General features: G+C 74.9%; 20 protein-coding genes. 13 read left to right on the top strand and 7 right to left on the bottom strand.

All coding sequences use genetic code 11. The annotated features are described in order from the left end of the window. Positions 1-30: 30 nt before the first annotated feature. The gene (locus JQN70_RS01070; protein ID WP_204129464.1) at positions 31-732 is read left to right on the top strand and encodes a two pore domain potassium channel family protein; all 702 of its coding nucleotides are present in this window, start codon (positions 31-33) and stop codon (positions 730-732) included. A gap of 12 nt (positions 733-744) precedes the next feature. Here JQN70_RS01070 and JQN70_RS01065 read toward each other — a convergent pair whose 3' ends face one another. Further along, on the bottom strand, positions 745-1,938 hold the full coding sequence (locus JQN70_RS01065; RefSeq protein ID WP_204129463.1) for a dipeptidase: 1,194 nt from the start codon (positions 1,936-1,938) through the stop codon (positions 745-747). A 58-nt stretch (positions 1,939-1,996) separates the two neighbouring features. On the opposite strand from JQN70_RS01065, the gene rimO reads away from it, so the two are divergent. From rimO to JQN70_RS01045, 4 genes are read left to right on the top strand one after another with little or no spacing between them, the layout of a single operon-like run. Further along, the gene (gene rimO / locus JQN70_RS01060) at positions 1,997-3,415 is read left to right on the top strand and encodes a 30S ribosomal protein S12 methylthiotransferase RimO (protein ID WP_204129462.1); all 1,419 of its coding nucleotides are present in this window, start codon (positions 1,997-1,999) and stop codon (positions 3,413-3,415) included. Next, a complete protein-coding gene (gene pgsA / locus JQN70_RS01055) occupies positions 3,412-4,158 on the top strand; it encodes a CDP-diacylglycerol--glycerol-3-phosphate 3-phosphatidyltransferase (protein WP_239110389.1) in 747 nt (248 codons plus the stop codon). Before rimO ends, pgsA begins: the two co-directional genes overlap by 4 nt. Then, the gene (locus JQN70_RS01050; RefSeq protein ID WP_204129461.1) at positions 4,155-4,703 is read left to right on the top strand and encodes a CinA family protein; all 549 of its coding nucleotides are present in this window, start codon (positions 4,155-4,157) and stop codon (positions 4,701-4,703) included. The genes pgsA and JQN70_RS01050 overlap by 4 nt, the downstream gene beginning before the upstream one ends. Further along, on the top strand, positions 4,700-5,008 hold the full coding sequence (locus tag JQN70_RS01045) for a helix-turn-helix domain-containing protein (RefSeq protein ID WP_307835742.1): 309 nt from the start codon (positions 4,700-4,702) through the stop codon (positions 5,006-5,008). The genes JQN70_RS01050 and JQN70_RS01045 overlap by 4 nt, the downstream gene beginning before the upstream one ends. Before the next feature lie 19 nt (positions 5,009-5,027). Here the strand turns inward: JQN70_RS01045 and JQN70_RS01040 are convergent, their stop codons facing one another. Together JQN70_RS01040 and JQN70_RS01035 are read right to left on the bottom strand one after the other, a co-directional pair. Then, on the bottom strand, positions 5,028-5,912 hold the full coding sequence (locus JQN70_RS01040) for an Fpg/Nei family DNA glycosylase (RefSeq protein ID WP_204129460.1): 885 nt from the start codon (positions 5,910-5,912) through the stop codon (positions 5,028-5,030). Between the two features lie 6 nt (positions 5,913-5,918). Then, positions 5,919-10,616, bottom strand: a complete 4,698-nt coding sequence (locus JQN70_RS01035) for an ATP-dependent helicase (RefSeq protein WP_204129459.1) — start codon at positions 10,614-10,616, stop codon at positions 5,919-5,921. Between the two features lie 158 nt (positions 10,617-10,774). Between JQN70_RS01035 and JQN70_RS01030 the strand changes: the two genes are divergently transcribed. Together JQN70_RS01030 and JQN70_RS01025 are read left to right on the top strand one after the other, a co-directional pair. Continuing rightward, positions 10,775-12,883, top strand: a complete 2,109-nt coding sequence (locus JQN70_RS01030) for a hypothetical protein (RefSeq protein ID WP_204129458.1) — start codon at positions 10,775-10,777, stop codon at positions 12,881-12,883. 5 nt (positions 12,884-12,888) lie between these two features. Then, on the top strand, positions 12,889-13,821 hold the full coding sequence (locus JQN70_RS01025) for a TIGR03619 family F420-dependent LLM class oxidoreductase (protein WP_204129457.1): 933 nt from the start codon (positions 12,889-12,891) through the stop codon (positions 13,819-13,821). An 8-nt stretch (positions 13,822-13,829) separates the two neighbouring features. Here the strand turns inward: JQN70_RS01025 and JQN70_RS01020 are convergent, their stop codons facing one another. Next, complete coding sequence (locus JQN70_RS01020; RefSeq protein ID WP_204129456.1) at positions 13,830-14,303, bottom strand: GNAT family N-acetyltransferase; 474 nt, start codon at positions 14,301-14,303, stop codon at positions 13,830-13,832. A 4-nt stretch (positions 14,304-14,307) separates the two neighbouring features. Beyond that, positions 14,308-14,937: a dihydrofolate reductase family protein gene (locus tag JQN70_RS01015; RefSeq protein WP_204129455.1), complete on the bottom strand. Its 630-nt coding sequence runs from the start codon at positions 14,935-14,937 to the stop codon at positions 14,308-14,310. Between the two features lie 136 nt (positions 14,938-15,073). Here JQN70_RS01015 and JQN70_RS01010 point away from each other — a divergent pair, with 136 nt between their 5' ends. After that, on the top strand, positions 15,074-15,391 hold the full coding sequence (locus JQN70_RS01010) for an ArsR/SmtB family transcription factor (protein ID WP_204129454.1): 318 nt from the start codon (positions 15,074-15,076) through the stop codon (positions 15,389-15,391). Next, positions 15,388-15,921 (top strand): SRPBCC domain-containing protein, encoded by a 534-nt coding sequence (locus JQN70_RS01005; protein WP_204129453.1) that lies wholly within the window; start codon positions 15,388-15,390, stop codon positions 15,919-15,921. The genes JQN70_RS01010 and JQN70_RS01005 overlap by 4 nt, the downstream gene beginning before the upstream one ends. A 7-nt stretch (positions 15,922-15,928) precedes the next feature. Here the strand turns inward: JQN70_RS01005 and JQN70_RS01000 are convergent, their stop codons facing one another. Together JQN70_RS01000 and JQN70_RS00995 are read right to left on the bottom strand one after the other, a co-directional pair. Then, positions 15,929-16,954: an agmatine deiminase family protein gene (locus JQN70_RS01000; protein ID WP_204129776.1), complete on the bottom strand. Its 1,026-nt coding sequence runs from the start codon at positions 16,952-16,954 to the stop codon at positions 15,929-15,931. A gap of 15 nt (positions 16,955-16,969) precedes the next feature. Beyond that, entirely contained in the window at positions 16,970-17,941 is a 972-nt protein-coding gene (locus JQN70_RS00995) for a nitrilase-related carbon-nitrogen hydrolase (RefSeq protein WP_204129452.1), read from the bottom strand. Between the two features lie 70 nt (positions 17,942-18,011). On the opposite strand from JQN70_RS00995, the gene JQN70_RS00990 reads away from it, so the two are divergent. From JQN70_RS00990 to JQN70_RS00975, 4 genes are read left to right on the top strand one after another with little or no spacing between them, the layout of a single operon-like run. Then, positions 18,012-18,236: a DUF3046 domain-containing protein gene (locus JQN70_RS00990; RefSeq protein WP_204129451.1), complete on the top strand. Its 225-nt coding sequence runs from the start codon at positions 18,012-18,014 to the stop codon at positions 18,234-18,236. 51 nt (positions 18,237-18,287) lie between these two features. After that, positions 18,288-19,217 carry an ABC transporter ATP-binding protein gene (locus tag JQN70_RS00985; RefSeq protein WP_204129450.1) on the top strand — a complete coding sequence of 310 codons (930 nt, stop codon included), beginning with the start codon at positions 18,288-18,290 and terminating at the stop codon, positions 19,215-19,217. Then, positions 19,217-20,074 carry an ABC transporter permease gene (locus tag JQN70_RS00980; protein WP_239110388.1) on the top strand — a complete coding sequence of 286 codons (858 nt, stop codon included), beginning with the start codon at positions 19,217-19,219 and terminating at the stop codon, positions 20,072-20,074. Before JQN70_RS00985 ends, JQN70_RS00980 begins: the two co-directional genes overlap by 1 nt. Further along, on the top strand, positions 20,071-20,880 hold the full coding sequence (locus JQN70_RS00975) for an ABC transporter permease (RefSeq protein ID WP_307835741.1): 810 nt from the start codon (positions 20,071-20,073) through the stop codon (positions 20,878-20,880). Before JQN70_RS00980 ends, JQN70_RS00975 begins: the two co-directional genes overlap by 4 nt. The last annotated feature ends 6 nt before the right edge of the window (positions 20,881-20,886 follow it).

Raw genomic sequence — 20,886 nt, 5'->3', positions numbered from 1 at the left:
TTGTCCACGAGCCGGGGCTACGGTGTCGGCATGACGTCCACGTGGGAGGACCTGCGCCAGCCCCCGTCCCGCGCGGCGCGCTGGGCGGCCACCCTCCGCAAGCAGCCCTCGGCCTTCCTCCTCGCGGTCCAGATCCTCGTGATCCTGCTGCTGCCCTTCCTCGAGGACACCGAGGCCGGGCGGGCGGTCATCTCGCTGCTCAGCCTCTCGGCGCTGGTCACCGCCGTCTTCACGGTGCGCAGCACGCCGGCGCTCACCTGGCTGTCGGTCACCCTCGCGCTGCCCGCGGCGGCCTTCGAGGTGTGGAGCCTGCTCAGCGACAGCTCGACGGTGCTGGTGTTCGCGCACTGCGCGCTGGCCCTGTTCTACGTCTACACGGCGTACGCGCTCATCTCGTACATGTTCGAGGACTACTGGGTCACCAAGGACGAGCTCTTCGCCGTCGGGGCCTGCTTCACCGTGCTCGTCTTCGCCTTCGCCTACGTCTTCCTCGCGATCCAGGAGGTCTGGCCGGGCTCGTTCATCGGCCACGCGGGCGGCGACCGGCGCACCTTCCTCGAGCTGATCTACCTCTCGACCGCCCAGCTGACGAGCGTCGGCCTCTCCGACGTCGTCGCGGTCGGCTCCCAGGCACGCGCGGTGAGCACCGTCGAGCAGCTCGGGGGCGTCATGTACGTCGCGATGGTCATCTCGCGGCTCGTCGCGCTGACGGTGATGCGTTCGCGCCAGTGACGCCGCCGCGCCTCAGGCGCTGACGCCGTCGAGGTCCTCGATGCGGGCCAGCCCCGGTCCCCGGGTGGCCGCGATCTCGCCGGCCCGCCGCTCGGCCTCGCCGAGCACCCGCAGGGCGTTCCCGCTCGTCAGGGCGGCGAGGTCGGCGTCGGACCACCCGCGTCCGGCGAGGGCCTCGAGGAGGCGCGGGTAGCCGCTGACGTCCTCGAGCCCGACGGGCTGGACGTCGACGCCGTCGTAGTCGCCCCCGAGCCCGACGTGCTCGACCCCCGCGACCTCCCGGACGTGCTCGACGTGGGCCACGACGTCCTCGAGCGTCGCCGCCGGTGCCGGGTGGGTCCGCCGGCGTGCGGCGGTGAAGGCCCCGTAGGCCGCGAAGTCGGCGGACGAGATGCCCTCGGCGGCAGCGGCGTCCGTGGTCTCGAGGTCCCACTCGCGGACGGCGGGGGAGACGAACTTCGGCACGAACGTGACCATGCAGACGCCGCCGTTGCCGGGCAGCCGCTCGAGGACGTCGTCGGGCACGTTGCGCGGGTGGTCGCACACCGCCCGCGCGGAGGAGTGCGAGAAGACGACGGGCGCCTCGGCGGTGTCGAGGGCGTCGCGCATCGTGTCGGCCGAGACGTGCGAGAGGTCGACGAGCATGCCGAGCCGGTTCATCTCGCGGACGACCTCGCGGCCGAAGGGGGACAGGCCCCCGAGGACCGGCTCGTCGGTGGCCGAGTCGGCCCACGGCACGTTGTCGTTGTGGGTCAGGGTCAGGTAGCGCACCCCGAGGGCGAAGAGCATCCGCAGCGTGCCGAGCGAGGAGTCGATGCTGTGCCCGCCCTCGGCCCCCATGAGCGAGGCGACCCGACCGGACGCCAGCGCCTGCTCGACCTCGGTCCGGGTGCGGGCCAGGGCGAGGTCCCCGGGCCAGTGCGCCACCATCGCGTGCACGGCGTCGACCTGCTCGAGCGTGGCGGTGACCGCGGCGTCGCCCTGGAGCTCGGCGGGCACGAACACCGACCAGAACTGGGCGCCCACACCGCCGGCGCGCAGGCGCGGGAGGTCGGTGTGGGTCGGCAGCCCCCCGGCGGCGAGGTCGAGGCGCTCCCAGTCGTAGGCGGCGCGCTCGCGGGCCTCCCACGGGAGGTCGTTGTGGCCGTCGAGGACCGGGTGGCGCTCGAGGAGCGTGCGGATCCGGGCCCCGGTGTCGTCGAGCATGCGCGCGACCCTACCGGGGGTGGCCGGAGGCGTCGCGGCCCGCAACTAGAGTGGCGGCATGACCACCAGTGCGACCCGCGGCAGCGTCGCGCTCGTGACCCTCGGCTGCACCCGCAACGAGGTCGACTCCGAGGAGCTCGCCGGGCGGCTGGCCGCCGACGGGTGGACCCTCGTCGACGACGCGGCCGACGCCGACGTCGCCCTCGTCAACACCTGCGGGTTCGTCGAGCAGGCCAAGAAGGACTCCATCGACACCCTCCTCGAGGCCGCCGACCTCAAGGAGACCGGGCGCACCCGCGCCGTCGTCGCCGTCGGCTGCCTCGCCGAGCGGTACGGGAGGACCCTCGCCGACGAGCTGCCCGACGCCGACGCGGTGCTCGGCTTCGACTCCTACGCCGACATGTCCTCGCACCTGCGCTCGATCCTCGACGGCGGGCGCCCGGAGTCGCACGTGCCCACCGACCGGCGCCGGCTGCTGCCGCTCTCGCCGGTCGCCCGGCCGGCCGCCGCCGACGCCGTCGCGCTGCCCGGCCACGACGCCGAGGTCGTGCGCTCCCGCCTCGGCTCGGCGCCGTGGGCGCCGCTGAAGATCGCCAGCGGCTGCGACCGCCGCTGCGCCTTCTGCGCCATCCCGATGTTCCGCGGCTCGTTCGTCTCGCGCCGGCCCACCGACGTCCTCGCCGAGGCCCGCTGGCTCGCCGGCCAGGGCGTCCGCGAGCTCTTCCTCGTCAGCGAGAACTCGACCTCGTACGGCAAGGACCTCGGCGACCTCACGCTGCTCGAGTCGCTCCTCCCCGAGCTGACCGGCATCGAGGGGGTCGAGCGGGTGCGGGTGTCCTACCTCCAGCCGGCCGAGGTCCGCCCCGGCCTCCTCGAGACGATGGCCGCCACGCCCGGCGTCTCGCCGTGGTACGACCTGTCCTTCCAGCACGCCTCGACCCCGCTGCTGCGCCGGATGCGCCGCTTCGGCGGCACCGAGCCCTTCCTCGGCCTGCTCGAGGGGGTGCGCGAGCGCCAGCCGCTCGCCGGGGCGCGCAGCAACGTCATCGTCGGCTTCCCCGGCGAGACCGAGGCCGACGTCGACGAGCTCGAACGCTTCCTCGTCGCCGCCCGGCTCGACGTGGTCGGCGTGTTCGGCTACTCCGACGAGGACGGCACCGAGGGCGAGGGGCTCGACGGCCACCTGCCCGAGGAGGTCGTCGCCGAGCGCGTCGAGCGCATCTCGGCGCTCGTCGAGGAGCTGACCGCCCAGCGGGCCCTCGAGCGCGTCGGCGAGCCGGTCACCGTCCTCGTCGAGGAGACCGACGACGACGACGCGCTCGTCGTCGTCGGGCGCGCCGACCACCAGGGCCCGGACGTCGACGGCGTCTGCCACGTGCGCGTCCCGGCCGGCGTCCCGCTGCCCGCGGTCGGGACCTTCGTCGACGGCGTCGTCGTCGGGGCCGAGGGGGTCGACCTCCTCGTGGAGCCGCGATGAGCGAGCCCACGACCCCACGCCCGCCTCGACCGGTCCGCCCGGGGCCGCTCGCCGACGGGCGGATGAGCGACCCCTACCGGGTCGGCATCGACCCCGCGAGCCCGGCGGTGCCCGAGACCGGGCCGAGCGCGTGGAACATCGCGAACTACCTCACGGTGTTCCGGCTGGCCCTCGTGCCGGTCTTCGGCTGGCTGCTCCTGGCCCACGGCGGCGACGAGCCGTCGTTCCGCTGGGCGGCGTTCGGCGTCTTCGCCGTCGCGATGGTCACCGACCGCATCGACGGCGACCTGGCCCGCAGCCGCGGCCTCGTGACGAACGTCGGCAAGGTCATCGACCCGATCGCCGACAAGGCGCTCGTGACGATGGCCCTCGTCGGCCTCTCGAGCGTCGGCGAGGTCATGTGGTGGGTCACGGCGCTCGTGCTCGTCCGCGAGTGGGGTGTCACCGCGGTGCGGTTCTGGGTCATCCGGCACGGGGTGATGGCCGCGAACCGCGGTGGCAAGCTCAAGACCCTCCTCCAGGCCTTCGGCATCGGGTTCTTCCTCTGGCCGCGCTGGACCCTGCCCGTGCCGGGCTTCTGGGACGCCCTCGCGTGGACCCTGCTCGGAGCCGCGGTCGTCGTCACCGTCGTCACCGGCGTGGACTACCTCGTCCAGGCCCTGCGCCTGCGGCAGACCAGCCCGCGCGCCGAGCGCAAGCGGGCCGAGCGCGCCGCCCGGCAGACCGGCCGGCCGACGCCGTGAGCCCGGCGGCCGCCACGGCCCTCGTCGGCCTGCTCGTCGAGCGCGGGCTGCGGGTCGCGACCGCCGAGTCGCTCACCGGCGGCCTCGTCTGCGCCGCCCTCACCGACGTCCCCGGCTCCTCGGCGGTCGTGCGCGGCGGCGTGGTCTCGTACGCCGCCGACGTCAAGGCCTCGGTGCTCGGCGTCGACCCCTCGCTGCTCGCCGAGCGCGGCGCGGTCGACCCCGACGTCGCCGCGGCGATGGCCTCCGGCGTCCGGGCCCTGCTCGCGGCCGACCTCGGGGTGTCGACGACCGGGGTCGCGGGCCCCGAGCCCGCCGACGGGCAGCCCGTCGGCACGGTCTTCGTCGGGGTCTGCGGTCCCGGTGGAACAGCCGTGGAGCGGCACGCGTTCACGGGTGACCGGGACGCCGTGCGGCGGGCCACCGTGGCCGCCGCGCTCGACCTGCTCGACCGGACCGCGCGAAACCTCCGCGCCGACCCCGGGCCGGGGGGGTACGGTGGACCCACGACCGAGGTGTCGACGAGACGGGAGGAGGCCCCGTGATCCTGCTCCGCCAGGAGATGGGCGAGGTCCTGCGCGAGGTGCGCACGGGCCAGGGCCGCACGCTGCGCGACGTCGCGGCGTCCTCCGCGGTGTCCCTCGGCTACCTCAGCGAGATCGAGCGCGGCGCCAAGGAGGCCTCCTCCGAGCTGCTCGGCTCGGTCTGCGACGGCCTCGGCATGACCCTCTCCGAGCTCCTCGGCCTCGTCCAGGAGCGGGTCGAGCGCGTCGAGACCCTCACCGCCCCGGTCACCCTGCCCGTCGGCCCGGCCCGCGCCGCCGACGAGGTCTCCGCCTCCGCCGCCTGACCGGCCGCCCTCCTGGCCCTCAGCCGCGCCCGCGGCGGTACTTCCCGCGCGGTGCGCTGCTCGCCGGGCCGCTGCCGAGCGGCCGCTGCGGCCGGCCGTCGTCGGTGGGGGCGAGGCCGCCCTGGCAGGTCGGGCACGAGAAGACGGTCCGTTCCCGCGGCGCCACCCCCGCCATCGCGACCCGCACCGTCGTGCCGCAGCGGCGGCACGGGCGCCCGGAGCGCGCGTGGACGTAGGCCTCCTCGCCGGCCCGCTGGATGCCGGTACTGCCCTGCCACCCGGTGCGCTCGGCGGCCGCCATCAGCCGGTGCAGCCGGGCCAGCAGCCGGTCGAGGCGCTCCGGGTCGACCTCCGCGGCCGGCGTCCAGGGGTGCAGCCGCTCGATGAAGAGCAGCTCGCTGCCCCAGAACGTGCCGACGCCGGCGAGCGTGCGCTGGTCGAGGAGGGCCTCGACGAGGGTCGCCGGGTGCGCGAGAACGCGGTCGCGGGCGCGCGCGGGGTCCCAGTCGGGGCCGAGGACGTCCGGGCCGAGGTGCCCGACGAGGTCACCCTCGCGGGCCGTCGGCACGAGGTAGAGCATCCCGAGCCGCAGGCCGAGCCCGGACCACTCGTCGGTGAGCACCGCCGCGCGCAGGTCCGGGTTGCGCAGGCGACGGTCGGTGCGCGGGCCCGGGTGCTCGACGCGCCACTGACCCTCCATCCGCAGGTGCGTGTGGAGGGTCGAGCCGGTGTCGAAGCGGTGGAGCAGGTGCTTGCCGCGGGCGACCACCTCGAGGGTGGTCGCTCCGCGGAGGTCGACGTCCGGCGCGGAGGGCCAGCGCAGCTCGGCGTGCGTGACGACCCGCCCGGCCAGCGCTGCGTGCAGGCGTGACGCCGTGCGGTGCACGGTGTCACCCTCGGGCACGCCCGCTCACCTCCGCATCCGCAGCCCGCGCGGGGTGAGGTGGAAGCCGGCCGCCTCGAGGGCCGCGCCGACCGGGTGGTCGGAGCCGAGCAGCTGCCCGCCGTCGGCCTTCTCGACGGTGATCCGGCCGAGGTGGCCCCGGCGGACGGCGTCGGCGAGGGCGGTCGCGGCGAGGGCGAGCAGGGCGGGGTCGTCGGTGAAGGTGAGCAGGGTCTTGCCGCCGCGCTCGACGTAGAGGGCGAGGTCGCCGTCGACGACGGCGACGACCGCGCCGGCCTTGCGGCCCGGCTGGTGGCGGCGCCGCTTGTCGTCGGCGGCGTCCTCGGCCGACGGGTCGGCTGCGCGGTCCGGCCAGGGCAGCGCCGCGCCGTACGGGTTCGCGGGGTCGCTGGCCGCCAGCACCGTGGCCACGGGCTCGGCGCGGCGCTCGCCGCCGGTGCCGGCGCGCAGGCGGTCGACCGCGCCCGAGGTGCCGAACTGCGAGGCCCCGAGCCCCTCGACGAAGTAGCCGCGCCGGACGCGCCCGCTCTCCTCGGCCTTGCCGAGCACCCGGTAGACCCCGGCGAAGCCGCCCGGGACCTCCTCGGCGGCGACGGCGCCGCGGGTGACGATGCCGTAGCGGTCGAGGAGCAGCTCGGCGGTGGCCAGGGCCCGCAGGGTGGGGTCGTCCTCGGCCGGCGGGAGCAGCGACCAGCGGCCGGTCGCGCGGGCCGGCCCGGACCGGGCCGGGAGGGCGGGCCGCGAGGGCGCCGAGCCCAGCGCCCCGAGCGGGCCGCGCCGGGAGCCGTACCGGGTACGGCGCGGCCCGGCCGCCGGCCGCTTGTGCGCCGTGCGGCCGCCGGCGAGGAGGGCCCGGACCGGGGCGAAGGTGTCGCCGGTGACCCGCCCGGCCCACACGAGGTCCCAGAGGGTGGTGGCGAGCTCCTCGTCGTCGGTGCTGCCGACCTGGTCGGACAGCGAGCGGAAGAAGTGCGCCCCGCCGCCGGCCAGGGCGTCGAGGAGGGCGATGCCCCGCTCGTCCGGGACGCGGTCGGGGTCGGGGCCGGGGAGGGTGAGGTGGGCCGAGTCGGCGAGGTGGAGCGAGACCCAGCCGTCGTCGCCGGGCAGCGACCCGTGGCCGCACCAGAGCACGTCGCCGCTGGCCATCAGCTCGTCGAGGAGGGCGGGGGAGTAGTCGGCGACCCGGGCCGGGAGGACGAGCGACTCGAGCGAGCTGGCCGGCAGCACCGCGCCGCTCAGCTGCTCGACGACCCGGACGACCCCGTCGCGGCCGCGCAGCCGTCCGCCGACGCCCTGCCACTCGCCGACGAACCGCCCGAAGGCGTCCGGGGTGACCGGCTCGACCTCGGCGCGCAGCGCCGCGAGCGAGCGCCGGCGGAGCATCCGGAGCACCTCGGCGTCGCAGAACTCGGTGGACCCACCGCCGGTGGGCAGCAGCTCGCCCTCGACGACGCGCCCGGAGGAGACGAGCCGGGCCAGCGCCGTCGCCGCGACGGCCACCCCGATGCCGTAGGCCCGCGCCACCTCGGCGGCGTGGAACGGCGCGTGCGTGCGGGCATACCGGGCGACGAGGTCGCCGAGCGGGTCGGGCACCGGGTCGAGGAAGGTCTGCGGCACGCCCGGCGGCAGGGAGGCGCCGAGGGCGTCGCGCAGGCGGGAGGCGTCGTCGATGGCCGCCCAGCGGTCCTCACCGGCCACGCGCACGGGGATGGCCTGCCGGGCCGAGGCCAGGGAGGCCAGCCACCCCTCGACGTCGTCGCCGGTCGTGCCCTCGCGGCATCGCTGGAGGACGCCGTCGACCGGCAGCGGCCCGAGGACGCGCAGCAGGTCGAGGACGTCGTCGGCGTCGCGGGCGGCCCGCTCGGGGGTGAGCCGCTGGAGCTCGGCCTCGGTGCGGGCGACCTGCTCGGCGTCGAGGAGGTCGCGCAGCGCGAGGCCCTCGGAGCCTCCGAGCAGCTCGGCGAGCAGGCTCGGGTCGAGCGCGAGGGCGGCCGCGCGGCGCTCGGCGAGGGGGCTGTCGCCCTCGTAGAGGAACTGCGCGACGTACCCGAAGAGCAGCGACTTGGCGAACGGCGACGGGGTCGAGGACTCGACCTCGACGACGGTGACCCGGCGCCCCGCGACGTCGCGCATGAGGTCGACGAGACCGGGCACGTCGAAGACGTCCTGGACGCACTCGCGGACGGCCTCGAGCACGATGGGGAAGGTCGGGAAGCGGCTCGCGACCTCGAGCAGCTGGGAGGCCCGCTGGCGCTGCTGCCAGAGCGGCTGGCGCCGGTCGGGGCGGCGACGGGGGAGCAGCAGCGCCCGCGCCGCGCACTCGCGGAACCGGCTCGCGAACAGCGCCGACCCGCCGATCTCGTCGGTGACGAGGCCGCGGACGTCGTCGGGGTCGAGGGTGACGAGCTCGAGGAGCTCGCGGCCGACGCCCCGCCGGTCGAGGCCGTCGACGTCGTCCCACTCGAGGTCGGGCAGGCGCAGGACGATGCCGTCGTCGCCGTGCATCGCCTGGACGTCGACGCCGAAGCGGTCGCGCATCCGGGCCGAGAGGGCCAGCGCCCACGGGGCGTGCACCTGGGCGCCGAATGGCGAGTGCACCGCGATCCGCCAGTCGCCGAGCTCGTCGCGGAAGCGTTCGACGACGATCGTGCGGTCGTCGGGGACGTGCCCGGTGGCCTCGCGCTGCTCGCGCAGGTAGGTGAGGAGGTTGTCGGCGGCCCACTCGTCGAGGCCGGCGGCCATGACCCGCTCGCGGGCGGCGGCGGGGGAGAGGGCCTCGACCTCGCGGACGAACTCGCCGACCGCCCGGCCGAGCTCGGCCGGGCGCCCGAGGGAGTCGCCCTTCCAGAACGGCAGGCGCCCGGGCAGGCCGGGGGCGGGCGTGACGAGGACGCGGTCGTGGGTGATGTCCTCGATGCGCCACGTGCTCGTCCCGAGGGTGAAGAGGTCGCCGACGCGCGACTCGTAGACCATCTCCTCGTCGAGCTCGCCGACCCGGCGCCCCGGCCCCTCGCCGGTGGCGAGGAAGACGGCGTAGAGCCCGCGGTCGGGGATGGTGCCGCCGGAGGTGACGGCCAGCCGCTGGGCACCCCGCCGGCCGGTGAGGGTGTCGGACAGCCGGTCCCAGGTGATGCGCGCCCGCAGCTCGGCGAAGTCCTCGCTGGGGTAGCGGCCGGCGAGCATGTCGAGGACCGACTCGAGGACCGGCCGGGTCAGCGTGGCGTAGGGGGCGGCCCGCCGGGCCAGGGCGAGCACGTCGTCGACCGTCCACTCGTCGAGGGCGCACATCGCGACGACCTGCTGGGCGAGGACGTCGAGGGGGTTGGCGGGCACCCGCAGGGCCTCGATGGAGCCGGCGAGCATCCGCTCGACGACGACGGCGGTCTGGACGAGGTCGCCGCGGAACTTCGGGAACAGCACGCCGCGCGAGACGGCCCCGACCTGGTGGCCGGCGCGGCCGACACGCTGGAGCCCGGAGGCGACCGACGGCGGCGACTCGACCTGCACGACGAGGTCGACGGCCCCCATGTCGATGCCGAGCTCGAGGCTGCTCGTGGCGACGACCGCCGGCAGGCGCCCGGACTTCAGCTCCTCCTCGATCTGCCCGCGCTGCTCCTTGCTGACCGACCCGTGGTGCGCCCGTGCCAGCACCGGCGCCGCCCCGGAGGACTGCCCGGACTGGGCCATCACCTGGGCCGGGCTGTCCTTGAGGACCGCGGGTCGTGGGGCGGCGCCGTCGACCTGCACGGCGTCCTCGCCGTCGGCGGCCTCGACCCGCTCCTCCCAGATCTCGTTGAGCCGGGTGGTGAGCCGCTCGGCGAGGCGGCGGCTGTTGGAGAACACGAGGGTCGAGGTGTGGTCGGCGACGAGGTCGACGATGCGCTCCTCGACGTGCGGCCAGATGCTCGCGCGCTGCTCCTGCCCCGAGGCGGCGCCGGCGAGATCGCCCGTGGGCTGCCCGAGCTCGGCCATGTCGGGGACCGGCACGACGACCTTGAGGTCCCACTCCTTGGTCGACGGCGGCTGGACGACGTCGACCGGCCGGCCACCGGCGAGGAAGCGAGCGACCTCCTCGACGGGGCGGACGGTGGCGGACAGCCCGATCCGCTGCGCCGGCTGATCGAGGAGCGCGTCGAGCCGCTCGAGGGTGAGGGCGAGGTGCGCTCCACGCTTGGTGCCGGCGATGGCGTGCACCTCGTCGAGGACGACCGTCTCGACACCGGCCAGCGCCTCGCGCGCGGCGCTCGTCATGATGAGGAACAGCGACTCGGGGGTCGTGATGAGGACGTCGGAGGGGGCCCGGGCGAAGGCGCGCCGCTCGTCGGCGGGGGTGTCGCCCGAGCGGACCGCGACGGAGATGTCGGGCTCGGGGAGGCCGAGCCGGGTGGCGGCGTGCCGGATGCCGACGAGCGGGCTGCGCAGGTTGCGCTCGACGTCGACGGCCAGGGCCTTCATCGGGGAGACGTAGAGGACGCGGCAGCGCTTCAGGCGTTCCTCGGGCACCGGCTCGGCGGCCAGCCGGTCGAGGGCCCAGAGGAAGGCCGAGAGCGTCTTGCCCGAACCCGTCGGAGCCACGACGAGGGCGTGGTGGCCGCTGCTCACCGCCTGCCAGGCGCCCTCCTGCGCGGCGGTGGGTGCACTGAAGCTCCCCCGGAACCACGCGGCGGTGGCGGGGGAGAACCGGTCGAGGACGTCGTCAGCCATCGTCGTCACACCCTCTCACCCGGCGCCGACACCGGGCGGCGTCGCTGCGCGGGGTCGACAGCCCTCGACACGCAGGTGCGGAAACCGTCGAAGCGCTGCCCCGGGCCCGGTTCCGCCGTATGATCCGGCGCACCGTCACGATCTTCCCGAGGGGACCCATGCGACGTCTCGCCGTCATCCTGCCCGCCGCCGCCGTGCTCGCCGTCGGGCTCTCCGCCGGCCCCGCCGCGGCGGTCCCGCTGCCGAGCCCGGCGACGACCGCCTACGGCGTCTTCACCGGACCCGTGCCCGACGCCGGGTGGGGGACGCGCTTCGTGTCCACCTCCGCCTCCGGGTCCGCGAGCGGTGCCGGGGTCTCGGTCACCGCCTCGAACGGAGCGACCTCGGCGAGCACCACCGTCACGCCGCCCACCGGCCAGTCCTTCGCCGTCGGCACCTACGACATCGGCGCCACGGCCACCACCGGGCGGGCAGGGGTCGTCGTCTCCGGCGGCGCCCCGTCGGCCTGCTCGTCGGTCACCGGCACCCTCACGGTGCACGCCGTCACGCTCTCCGGCGGCTCGGTCACCTCCTTCGCCGGGTCGGTCAAGGGCAACTGCGGCACCGGCCAGCCGGTCTTCGCCCAGGAGATCCGGTGGCAGTCCACCGTGCCGATGATCGTCCTCGCGACGCCGGTCAGCACGCCGAGGGTCGAGACCGTCGAGGTCGCCGTCGGCGGGTCCGCGACGACCTTCGGCACCCCGACCTTCACGGGGACCGACGCCAAGGTCGCCGTCACCGGCAACACCTGCACCGCGGCGACCCCGAAGCCGGCCGGCAGCACGTGCACCCTGACCCTCACCGCCACCCCGGACTTCTTCGGCCCGGCGCAGGACGTCATCACCCTCCCCGACGGCGGCAGCGGCCGGAAGATCCCCGTCACGTCCGTCGGCTACGACACCGCGAACGGCGCGTACACCCCGGTCACGCCCTACCGCCTGCTCGACACCCGCAAGAAGGTCGGCGTCTCGACGACCACCCCGCTCGGCGCCGGCAAGTCGGTCGACTTCCAGGTGACGACCCGCGGTGGGGTCCCCGCCTCCGGCCCGACCTCGGTCGTCCTCAACGTCACCGTCGTCTCCCCGACGAGCGAGGGGTACGTGACGATGTACCCCACGGGAGGCTCGCGCCCCACGGCCTCCTCGGTGAACTTCAACAAGGGGTGGACCGGCGCCAACCTCATCACCGTCAAGCTCGGCACCGGCGGCAAGGTGCGCCTCTTCAACTACGCCGGCAACACCCACGTCGTCGCCGACGTCATGGGCTACTACCACGGCAGCGCGAGCACGGCCACGACGCAGTACGGCGGCTACTCCGGCGTCGAGCCGTCGCGCATCCTCGACACCCGCACGAACAACGACCCGCTGCCGCGCGACTTCTACCTCACGACCGGCGCCGACTTCGGCTCCGACGTCAACTCGCGCATCCGGGCCTTCGCCGTGAACATCACCGTCGTCAAGCCGTCCGGTGCGGGCTACCTCACCGCCTGGAACGGCGACGAGAACGCCATCCCCGACACCTCGACGCTCAACTTCACCAAGGGCCGCACGGTGCCGAACATGGCCGTCGTGCCGACGGGGACGTGCGGCCCGAGCTGCACCGACCCGGCGACGCCCGTCATCGGCGTGCTCAACACCTCGAGCGGCGCGGCGCACGTCGTCGTCGACCTCGTCGGCGTCTACGACGACAACACCCTCGACGGCATGTGGCGCTACCGGCCGCTCGCCGGCCCGACCCGCATCGTCAACACCAAGACCAACCAGGGCATCTCCGGGGCCATCCCCTCGAACGCCACCCGCACGGTGACGGCGCCCACCTCGGTGACGACGTACAACTCGATGTCGCTCGTGACGAACACGACGGCGAACAAGCCGACGATCACGAGCGTGCTCACGCTGTGGAACGCCGACATCCCGACGCGGCCGAACGTCAGCAACCTCAACCCGTACGCGGGCCAGCTCGTCTCGAACATGACGTTCACCGACATCGGCCTCGACTACGACTTCAAGGTCCACAACCTCGCCGGGTCGACGAACCTCGTCATCGACGTGGCCGGGACCATGGAGACCTACCCGGCGGTCGCCGACCCGGGTGTCGCGTCGGCCCTGCGCAGCGACGGGCTCCGCGCCCTGAGCACGGCCTCGGCCCGGCGGGCGAGCGGTGACCAGGCCGCGACGGCGTCGACGTTCACGGCCCGACCGGTCGACCTGGCGGCCCGGCACCGCTGACCCGCGTGACGGCAGGCCGGCCCCGCCTGGGGTTCGGCCTGCCGGTCGCCGGTGCCTGGGCCCGGCCCGCCACCGTCGTGCACGTCGCCCGGCGGGCCGAGGAGCTCGGCTGGGACTCGCTGTGGACCTTCCAGCGGACCCTGTGGCCCGCGGACGGCCGGCTCGGCGCCTCGCACCGCAGCGTGCTCGACCCGGTGGTGGCGCTCTCCCTCGTCGCCGGGCACACCTCCCGGATCGGGCTCGGCACGGCCACGCTCTGTGCGCCGTTCACCGCCCCGGCGCTGCTCGCCAAGCAGACGGCCTCGCTCGACGTCGTCTCCGGCGGACGGCTCACGGTCGGGCTGGGGATGGGGTGGCTCCCCGAGGAGCACGTGGCGGCGGGCGTCCCGATGGAGCGTCGGGGAGCCCGGTTCGAGGAGTACCTGCGCTGCCTGCTCGCCCTGTGGACCGAGGACCCGGTGGAGTTCGCCGGAGAGTTCTGGTCGGTGCCGCGCTCGCACCTCGCGCCCCGGCCGGTCCAGGTGCCCCATCCGCCGTTGCTCGTCGGGGGGACGGCCGAGCCCGCGCTGCGGCGGGCCGGCCGGCTCGCCGACGGCTGGGTCGCCGGCAGCACCCACGAGCGCGGGCGGCTGGCGCACGACGTGGCCGTAGTGCGGACGGCGGCGGGGGAGGCCGGACGGGACGCCGACGCGCTGCGCGTCCTCGTGCGGGTCGTCCCCGAGCTCGTCGGGCGCGACCCCGGCCCGGGGCGCCGCCCGTTCCACGGCACGGCCGACCAGCTGCTCGAGGACGTGGCGGCACTCGTCCGCGAGGGCGCCACCGAGGTGCTCCTCGACCTCAACCTCTCACCGCTCGCCGGGACCCCGGAGGTGCCGGAGGCCGTGGCGCGCGAGCGTGCCGAGGAGCTCCTCGCGGCCCTCGCGCCGCAGCCCGGCTGACGGCCGGCTCAGGCGTCGAGGCGCAGGACGAGCTCGGCGGTCTGCGCGCCGACGCCGTGGGCCCACCCGGAGTCCTCGCCCACGACGACGAAGCCGCACTTCTCGAGCACCCGGCGGGACCCGGTGTTGTGCACCGCGGTCCGCCCGAAGAGCGGCCGCTCGGGCTCCTCGGCGACCAGCAGGCGCAGGGCGTCGGTGGCGATGCCCTCGCCCCAGTGCGCGGGGTCGACCCAGTAGGTGACCTCGCGGTCGCCCTCCATCGTGAAGGCGGCGACGGTGCCGACGAGCACGCCGTCGCGCTCGACCGCCCGGTGCCGGATGGCGGGGTCGGTGCGGACCCGGTGCTGGTGGGCGTCGAACGCCGCGCGGTCGGACGGGTCCTCGCGGGTGAAGGCGGCCATCCGGATGCCGGCGGGGTCGCACTGCCAGGCGAAGAGCGCGTCGTGGTCCTCGTCGCGGACCGGGCGCAGCGTGGTGGTCACCGCGTCAACGGCGCCGGGTGAGGGTGAGGTGCGTGACGCCGCTCGGCGACGACACCGCCTCGACGGCGTAGGCGTCCTCGAGCGCCTCGAGGCCGTCCCAGACCCGCGTCCCGCGACCGAGGACGATCGGCACGACGACGAGGTGGGCATGGTCGACGAGCCCGGCGGCGAGGAAGTCGCGGACGACCGCGGCCCCGCCACCGATGCGCACGTCGAGCCCGCCGGCCGCCGCGCGGGCCACCTCGAGCGCCTCGGCGGGGGAGGCGTCGAGGAAGTGGAACGTCGTACCGCCCGCCATCTCCAGCGGCTCGCGCGGGTGGTGCGTCAGGACGAACGTCGGGGTGTGGAAGGGCGGGTCCTCGCCCCACCAGCCGCGCCACGCGGGGTCGTCGGGCCACCCGGGCGGACCGAACTTGTTCGCCCCCATGATCTCGGCCCCGAAGCCGGCGCCGTGCTGCTGGGCGAAGGCGTCGTCCACCCCGGTCGCGCCCTCGGGTCCCCAGAACCGGGTGGCGAACATCCACTCGTGGAGCCGCTGTCCGGCGTGGCCGAACGGGGCCTCGAGGGACTGGGGCTCCCCGGAGCCGAAGCCGTCGAGGGAGACGGCGAAGTTGTGGACCCTCGTGCGTGACATCCGTGTCCTCCTCGGTCGGTGCACGCACTCTGGCAGAGCGCTCCGACACGGACCGACCGGAGTGACGCGCAGGACTCATCGGTCCGGTTGGTGCGTACCCTTGCGGTTACATAACCGATCGGGTACGGTCGAGGGCATGGACGCCGTGCTGCAGGCCCTCGCCGACCCCAGCCGCCGGACGGTGCTGGAGATCCTCCGCGACCACCCGGCCACCGCCGGGGAGCTCGCCGAGGCCCTCCCCATCGCCCGGCCGGGGGTCTCGCGGCACCTGCGGGTGCTCCGCGAGGCGGGGCTCGTCGAGTCCCGTCCCGAGGCGCAGCGACGCGTCTACACGCTCCGCCCGGAGGCGCTCGTCGAGGTCGACGACTGGCTCGAGCAGTACCGGGCGCTCTGGCGCGGCCGTCTGGACGCGCTGCACACCGAGATCGCACGAGGGAAGAAGGACCGACGATGACCACCTCCACCACCACCGGCACGCTGCGAGCCCTGGACGACACGCGCGGGGCCGTACGCGTCGAGGACGTCTACGCCACCGACGTCGCCGACCTCTGGGAGGCCTGCACGACCCCCGAGCGGCTGGCCCGCTGGCTGGCCCACGTCGAGGGCGACCTGCGCGAGGGCGGCTCGGTCCGCGCGACGTTCACGAGCACGTGGACCGGCGAGCTGCGGGTCGAGGTCTGCGAGGCCCAGACCCACCTGCTGCTCGCCGGGGCGCCCGGCACCGACGAGGCCACCGAGATCGAGCTGTGGATCACGCCGGAGGGCGAGGGTGCCCGGCTCGTCGTCGAGGAGCGGGGGCTGGCGCTCGCGGCCCTGCCGTTCCACGGGTCCGGCTGGCAGGCCCACCTCGAGGACCTCGGCGCCTCGCTGCGCACCGGCACGACGGTGCACCCCGACGGGTGGTCGGCCGAGGCGCCCGCCACAGGCTGGAAGGCGCGCTGGGAGGAGCTGACGCCGTCCTACCGGGACCGCGCCGACTCCTGACCCACGCTCAGGTGCGGGGCTGCTGCTGCGTGATGCAGTGGATGCCGCCGCCACGGGCGAAGAGCGGGCGGGCGTCGACGCCCACGACCTCGCGGCCGTCGTACGCCCGCTCGAGCACCGCGAGCGAGTCGGCGTCCTGCGGGTCGTCGTAGGTGCAGGCCACCACGCCCTCGTTGACCACGAGGTGGTTGATGTAGGACCAGTCGACCCAGCCCTCGTCGTCCTCGAGCGTCTTCGGCGCCGGGACGCGGACGACCTCGAGGGTCCGGCCGGCGGCGTCGGTGGCCGAGGCCAGCAGGCCCTCGAGCTCGACGCAGACCGCGTGGTCGGGGTGGGCCGGGTCGGCCTGCCAGTGCAGGAGCACCGTGCCGGGCGCACAGAAGGTCGCGACGATGTCGACGTGGCCGCGGGTGCCGAACTCGTCGTAGTCGCGGGTCAGCCCGCGCGGCAGCCAGATGCAGTGCGTCGCACCGATGGTGCGCGCCATCTCGGCCTCGACGTCGGCGCGTGTGAGCCCGGGGTTGCGGCCGGGGTCGAGCTGCACGGTCTCGGTGAGCAGCACCGTGCCCTCGCCGTCGACGTGGATGCCCCCGCCCTCGTTGACCAGCTCGGACCCGATGCGCTCGGCCCCGGCCCGGCCCGCGACGAACGTACCGACCCGGGCGTCGTGCTCCCAGGTCGCCCACTCCTGGGCGCCCCACCCGTTGAAGACCCAGTCGACGGCGCCGAGCGCCCCGTCCTCGCCGACCACGAACGTCGGCCCGATGTCGCGCATCCACGCGTCGTCGAGCGGCGCCTCGAGCAGGTCGACCCGGTAGCGGCCGTGGCGCCCCTCGTCGAGCCAGTGCCGCGCGACGTCGACCGCCGACGGGTCGACGACGACCGTCACGGGCTCGAAGCGGGAGACGGCCAGCGCGACGTCGGCCCAGGTGGCCCGGGCCTCGTCGGCGTCGGCCTCGGTGTCGCCGAGCGTGTAGCCCGACGACGGCCAGGCCATCCACGTGCGCTCGTGCGGCGCCCACTCCGGCGGCATCCGCCAGGCCACGGGTCAGCCCTCCCGGCGGTGCTCGGGCCGGACCGGCTCGGCGAGCGAGGCGTAGGAGTCCGGGCGCCGCGTCGCGAGGAACGGGAAGAGGTCGATCCAGTCCCTGCCCTGGGCGAGGTCGAGGTCGGCGACGAGGACGGCGGCCTCGTCGCGGGGTGCCTGCACGAGCACCCGGCCGTACGGGTCGGCGATGAAGGAGGAGCCGTAGAAGGTGATGAGCCCCTCGGTGCCGTACCGGTTGGGCACGACGACGAACAGGCCGTTGGCGATGGCGTGCCCGACGATCGTGTGCTGCCACAGCGGCTGGGTGTCGAAGTCGGGGTGGTCGGGCTCGGAGCCGATCGCGGTGGGGTACACCAGGACCTGCGCGCCGGCGAGGCCGTAGGAGCGGGCGACCTCGGGGAACCACTCGTCCCAGCAGGTCGGCAGGCCCACGCGCATCCCGCCGAGGGCGTCGAGGGCGTAGACGGGGTAGGCGTCCTGCGGCGGGCCGGCGCGGAAGTACTTGTCCTCGTAGTAGCCCGCGGTGACCGGGATGTGGGTCTTGCGGGTGCGTCCGACGAGCGTGCCGTCGGGGGCGACGAGCACCGCGGTGTTGAAGCCGAGACCGTCGTCGGAGCCGTCGGGCGCGGGGGCCTTCTCGAAGAGGCTGGCGTGCACGTGGGCGCCGGACGCGGCGGCGGCCTCGCGCGCGAAGGCCATCGTCGGGCCGTCCTCGAGCGACTCGGCCGTGGCGTCCGGGCGGCCGCTCGGCAGGGTGTCGGCGGGGTAGCGCGAGAGGGTCAGCTCGGGGAGGAAGACGACCTGGGCGCCGGCGTCGGCGGCGGTGCGCACGCCGTCGAGCAGCGTGGCCCGCAGCCGGTCGGCGTCGTCGTCCCAGGCGTGCTGGACCAGCCCGACGCGGACCGGGGGAGCGGTGGGCTCGTGGACACGGGCGAGCGACGTGGGGACCCCGTCGGCGGTGATGAGGCGCATGGCGCCAGTATGCCGCCGCGGCCGACCCCCGGCGGACGGGGTCGGGCCCGGCGGCGCCTACGATCGCCGGGTGCGTCACTCGAGGTTCTGGGAGCTCATGGCCGAGGAGTTCGGCGAGGCCTACGCGCGCTCGCTCGCGAACGGCCAGCACCTCACGGCCTTCGGCGGGCTCACCGCGCAGGCCGCCCTCGACGCGGGGGAGCCGCCGCGCGAGGTCTGGGCCGCGCTCTGCGAACAGATGGACGTGCCCGTCGAGCGCCGGCACGGCCGCGATCTCCCGCCCCCGCGCACCTGAGCCGGAAACTCCCGCGCCGGACGTCGGTGCCCTGGGCTAGCGTCGTCCACCGTGACGGATGACGTTCTCCTGCACGCCCGGGGGCTGACCAAGAGCTTCGGCGACTTCACGGCCGTCGACGGCATCGACGTGCAGGTGATGCGCGGCGAGGCGTTCGGCTTCCTCGGCCCGAACGGCGCCGGCAAGTCGAGCACGATGAAGATGGTCGGCTGCGTCTCCCCGGTCTCCGGCGGCGAGCTGCGCATCCTCGGGATGGACCCTGCCGCCGACGGCCCCGCCATCCGCGCCCGGCTCGGCGTCTGCCCCCAGCAGGACATGCTCGACGAGGACCTCTCGGTCGAGGAGAACCTCTGGGTCTACGGGCGCTTCTTCGGGCTCTCCCGCCGCGAGGTGCGGGCCCGCACCGACGAGCTCCTCGACTTCGCCCAGCTCACCGAGCGCCGCCACGACCGGGTCGAGCCGCTCTCCGGCGGGATGAAGCGCCGGCTGACCATCGCCCGGGCGCTGGTCAACAACCCCGAGGTCCTCCTCCTCGACGAGCCGACGACCGGCCTCGACCCGCAGGCCCGGCACGTGCTCTGGGACCGGCTCTACCGGCTCAAGCGCGAGGGCGTCACGCTCATCATCACGACGCACTACATGGACGAGGCCGAGCAGCTCTGCGACCGGCTCGTCGTCATGGACCACGGCCGGATCGTCGCCGAGGGCAGCCCGCGCGAGCTCATCGACACCTACTCCACCCGCGAGGTCGTCGAGCTGCGGTTCGCCGTCGACGAGCAGGAGCAGCACGTCGACGCCGTCCGGGCCGTCGCCGAGCGGGTCGAGGAGCTGCCCGACCGTCTGCTCGTCTACACCGCCGACGGCGACGACACCCTCGCCGCGCTGCACGGCCGCGGCGTCCGGCCGCTGTCCTCGCTCGTGCGCCGCTCCACGCTCGAGGACGTCTTCCTCCACCTCACCGGCCGCTCGCTCGTCGACTGATGGCCGCCGACGCACCGCCCGCCGACACCTCGGTCGCCACCGCGCCGAGCGGTCGGCTCGCCCCCGGCCCCCGCCGGCCGACGACCCGCACCGAGCGGGTGGGGTCGGTGATGACCCACCACCTCGCCGTGTACCGGCGCACCTGGAAGGGCTCGATCGTCGGGCGGTTCGCCTCGCCGCTGTTCTTCCTCCTGTCGATGGGCCTGGGGCTCGGGGCCCTCGTCGACGACCGCGCCGGCGGGGTCGGCGGCCTGCCGTACCTGCGCTTCGTCGTCCCCGGCATCCTCGCGATGCAGGCGATGATGCTCGCCTTCGGCGACTCCACGTACGCGGTCATGGGCTACATCAAGTGGAACCGCATGTACTCCGCGATGCTCGCGACGCCGCTGCGGGTGGGGGAGGTGCTCGGCGGGCACCTGGCCGTCGTCGCCCTCCAGCTGGCCGTCGCGACGGCCATCTTCGTCGCCGTCGCCGCACCCTTCGGGGCGTTCGGGTCGTGGTGGGTGCTCCTCGCGGTGCCGGTGGCCGTCCTCACCGGGATGGCGTTCGCGGTGCCGGTCTTCGCGCTCGCCGCACGCCTCGAGGACGACAGCGGCTTCAGCATCCTGTTCCGGTTCGTCATGACGCCGCTGATGCTCTTCTCCGGCACCTTCTTCCCGATCGACCAGCTCCCCGGGTGGATGCAGCCGCTGGCCTGGGTGACACCGCTGTGGCACGGGGTCGAGCTGTGCCGTGACGCGTCCGAGGGTGCCTGGCCGGGGTGGGCCGGGGCCGGGCACCTCGCGGTGCTGCTCGTGTACGTCGGCGTCGGCTGGGTCCTCGCCCACGCGTCGTTCACCCGGAGGCTGCTGTCGTGACCGCCGTCTCGCGCGTCGCCGGCGCCGTGCCCGCCCCGCTGGGCATCGGGCTGGCCCGCTACGTCCTCATGCGCAACGTCGCCGCCTTCCGGCGGGCCTGGCTGCTCCTGCTCAGCGGCTTCGTCGAGCCGGTCTTCTACCTGTTCTCCATCGGCATCGGGCTCGGCGCGCTCGTGCGCACCGTCACCACCGACGGCGGCACCGTTGTGCCGTACGCCGAGTTCGTCGCGCCCGCGCTGCTCGCCGCCTCGGCGATGAACGGGGCGATCGCCGACAGCACCTACAACGTCTTCTTCAAGCTGCGCTACCAGAGGCTCTACGACGCGATGCTCGCGACTCCGGTGTCCCCGAGGGACATCGCGGTGGGGGAGATCCTCTGGTCGCTCTCGCGCGGGGCGCTGTACTCGACGATGTTCCTCGTCGTCGCGTGGGTCGCCGGGCTCGTGCACTCCTGGTGGGCGCTGCTCGCGGTGCCCGCGGCGGTGCTCGTCGGGCTCGCGTTCGGGGCGGTCGGGATGTTCGCGACGACGTTCATGAGCTCGTGGCAGCACTTCGACTACGTCACCCTCGCGGTGCAGCCGATGTTCCTCTTCTCGGCCACCTTCTTCCCGCTCTCGACCTACCCCGACACCCTCCAGTGGCTCGTCGCCGCGACGCCGCTCTACCAAGGGGTGGCGCTCGAGCGGGCCCTGCTGCTCGGCGAGGTCGGGTGGGCGATGCTCTGGCACGTCGGCTACCTCGTCGTGCTCGGGGCGCTCGGGGTCTGGGGCACCTCGCGGCGGATCGCCACCCTCCTGCTCACCTGAGCCATT

Origin of the sequence: Phycicoccus sonneratiae, assembly GCF_016887965.1 — a bacterium.
GTDB lineage: Bacteria > Actinomycetota > Actinomycetes > Actinomycetales > Dermatophilaceae > Phycicoccus > Phycicoccus sonneratiae.
This window is presented reverse-complemented; position numbering and strand designations above follow the sequence as displayed.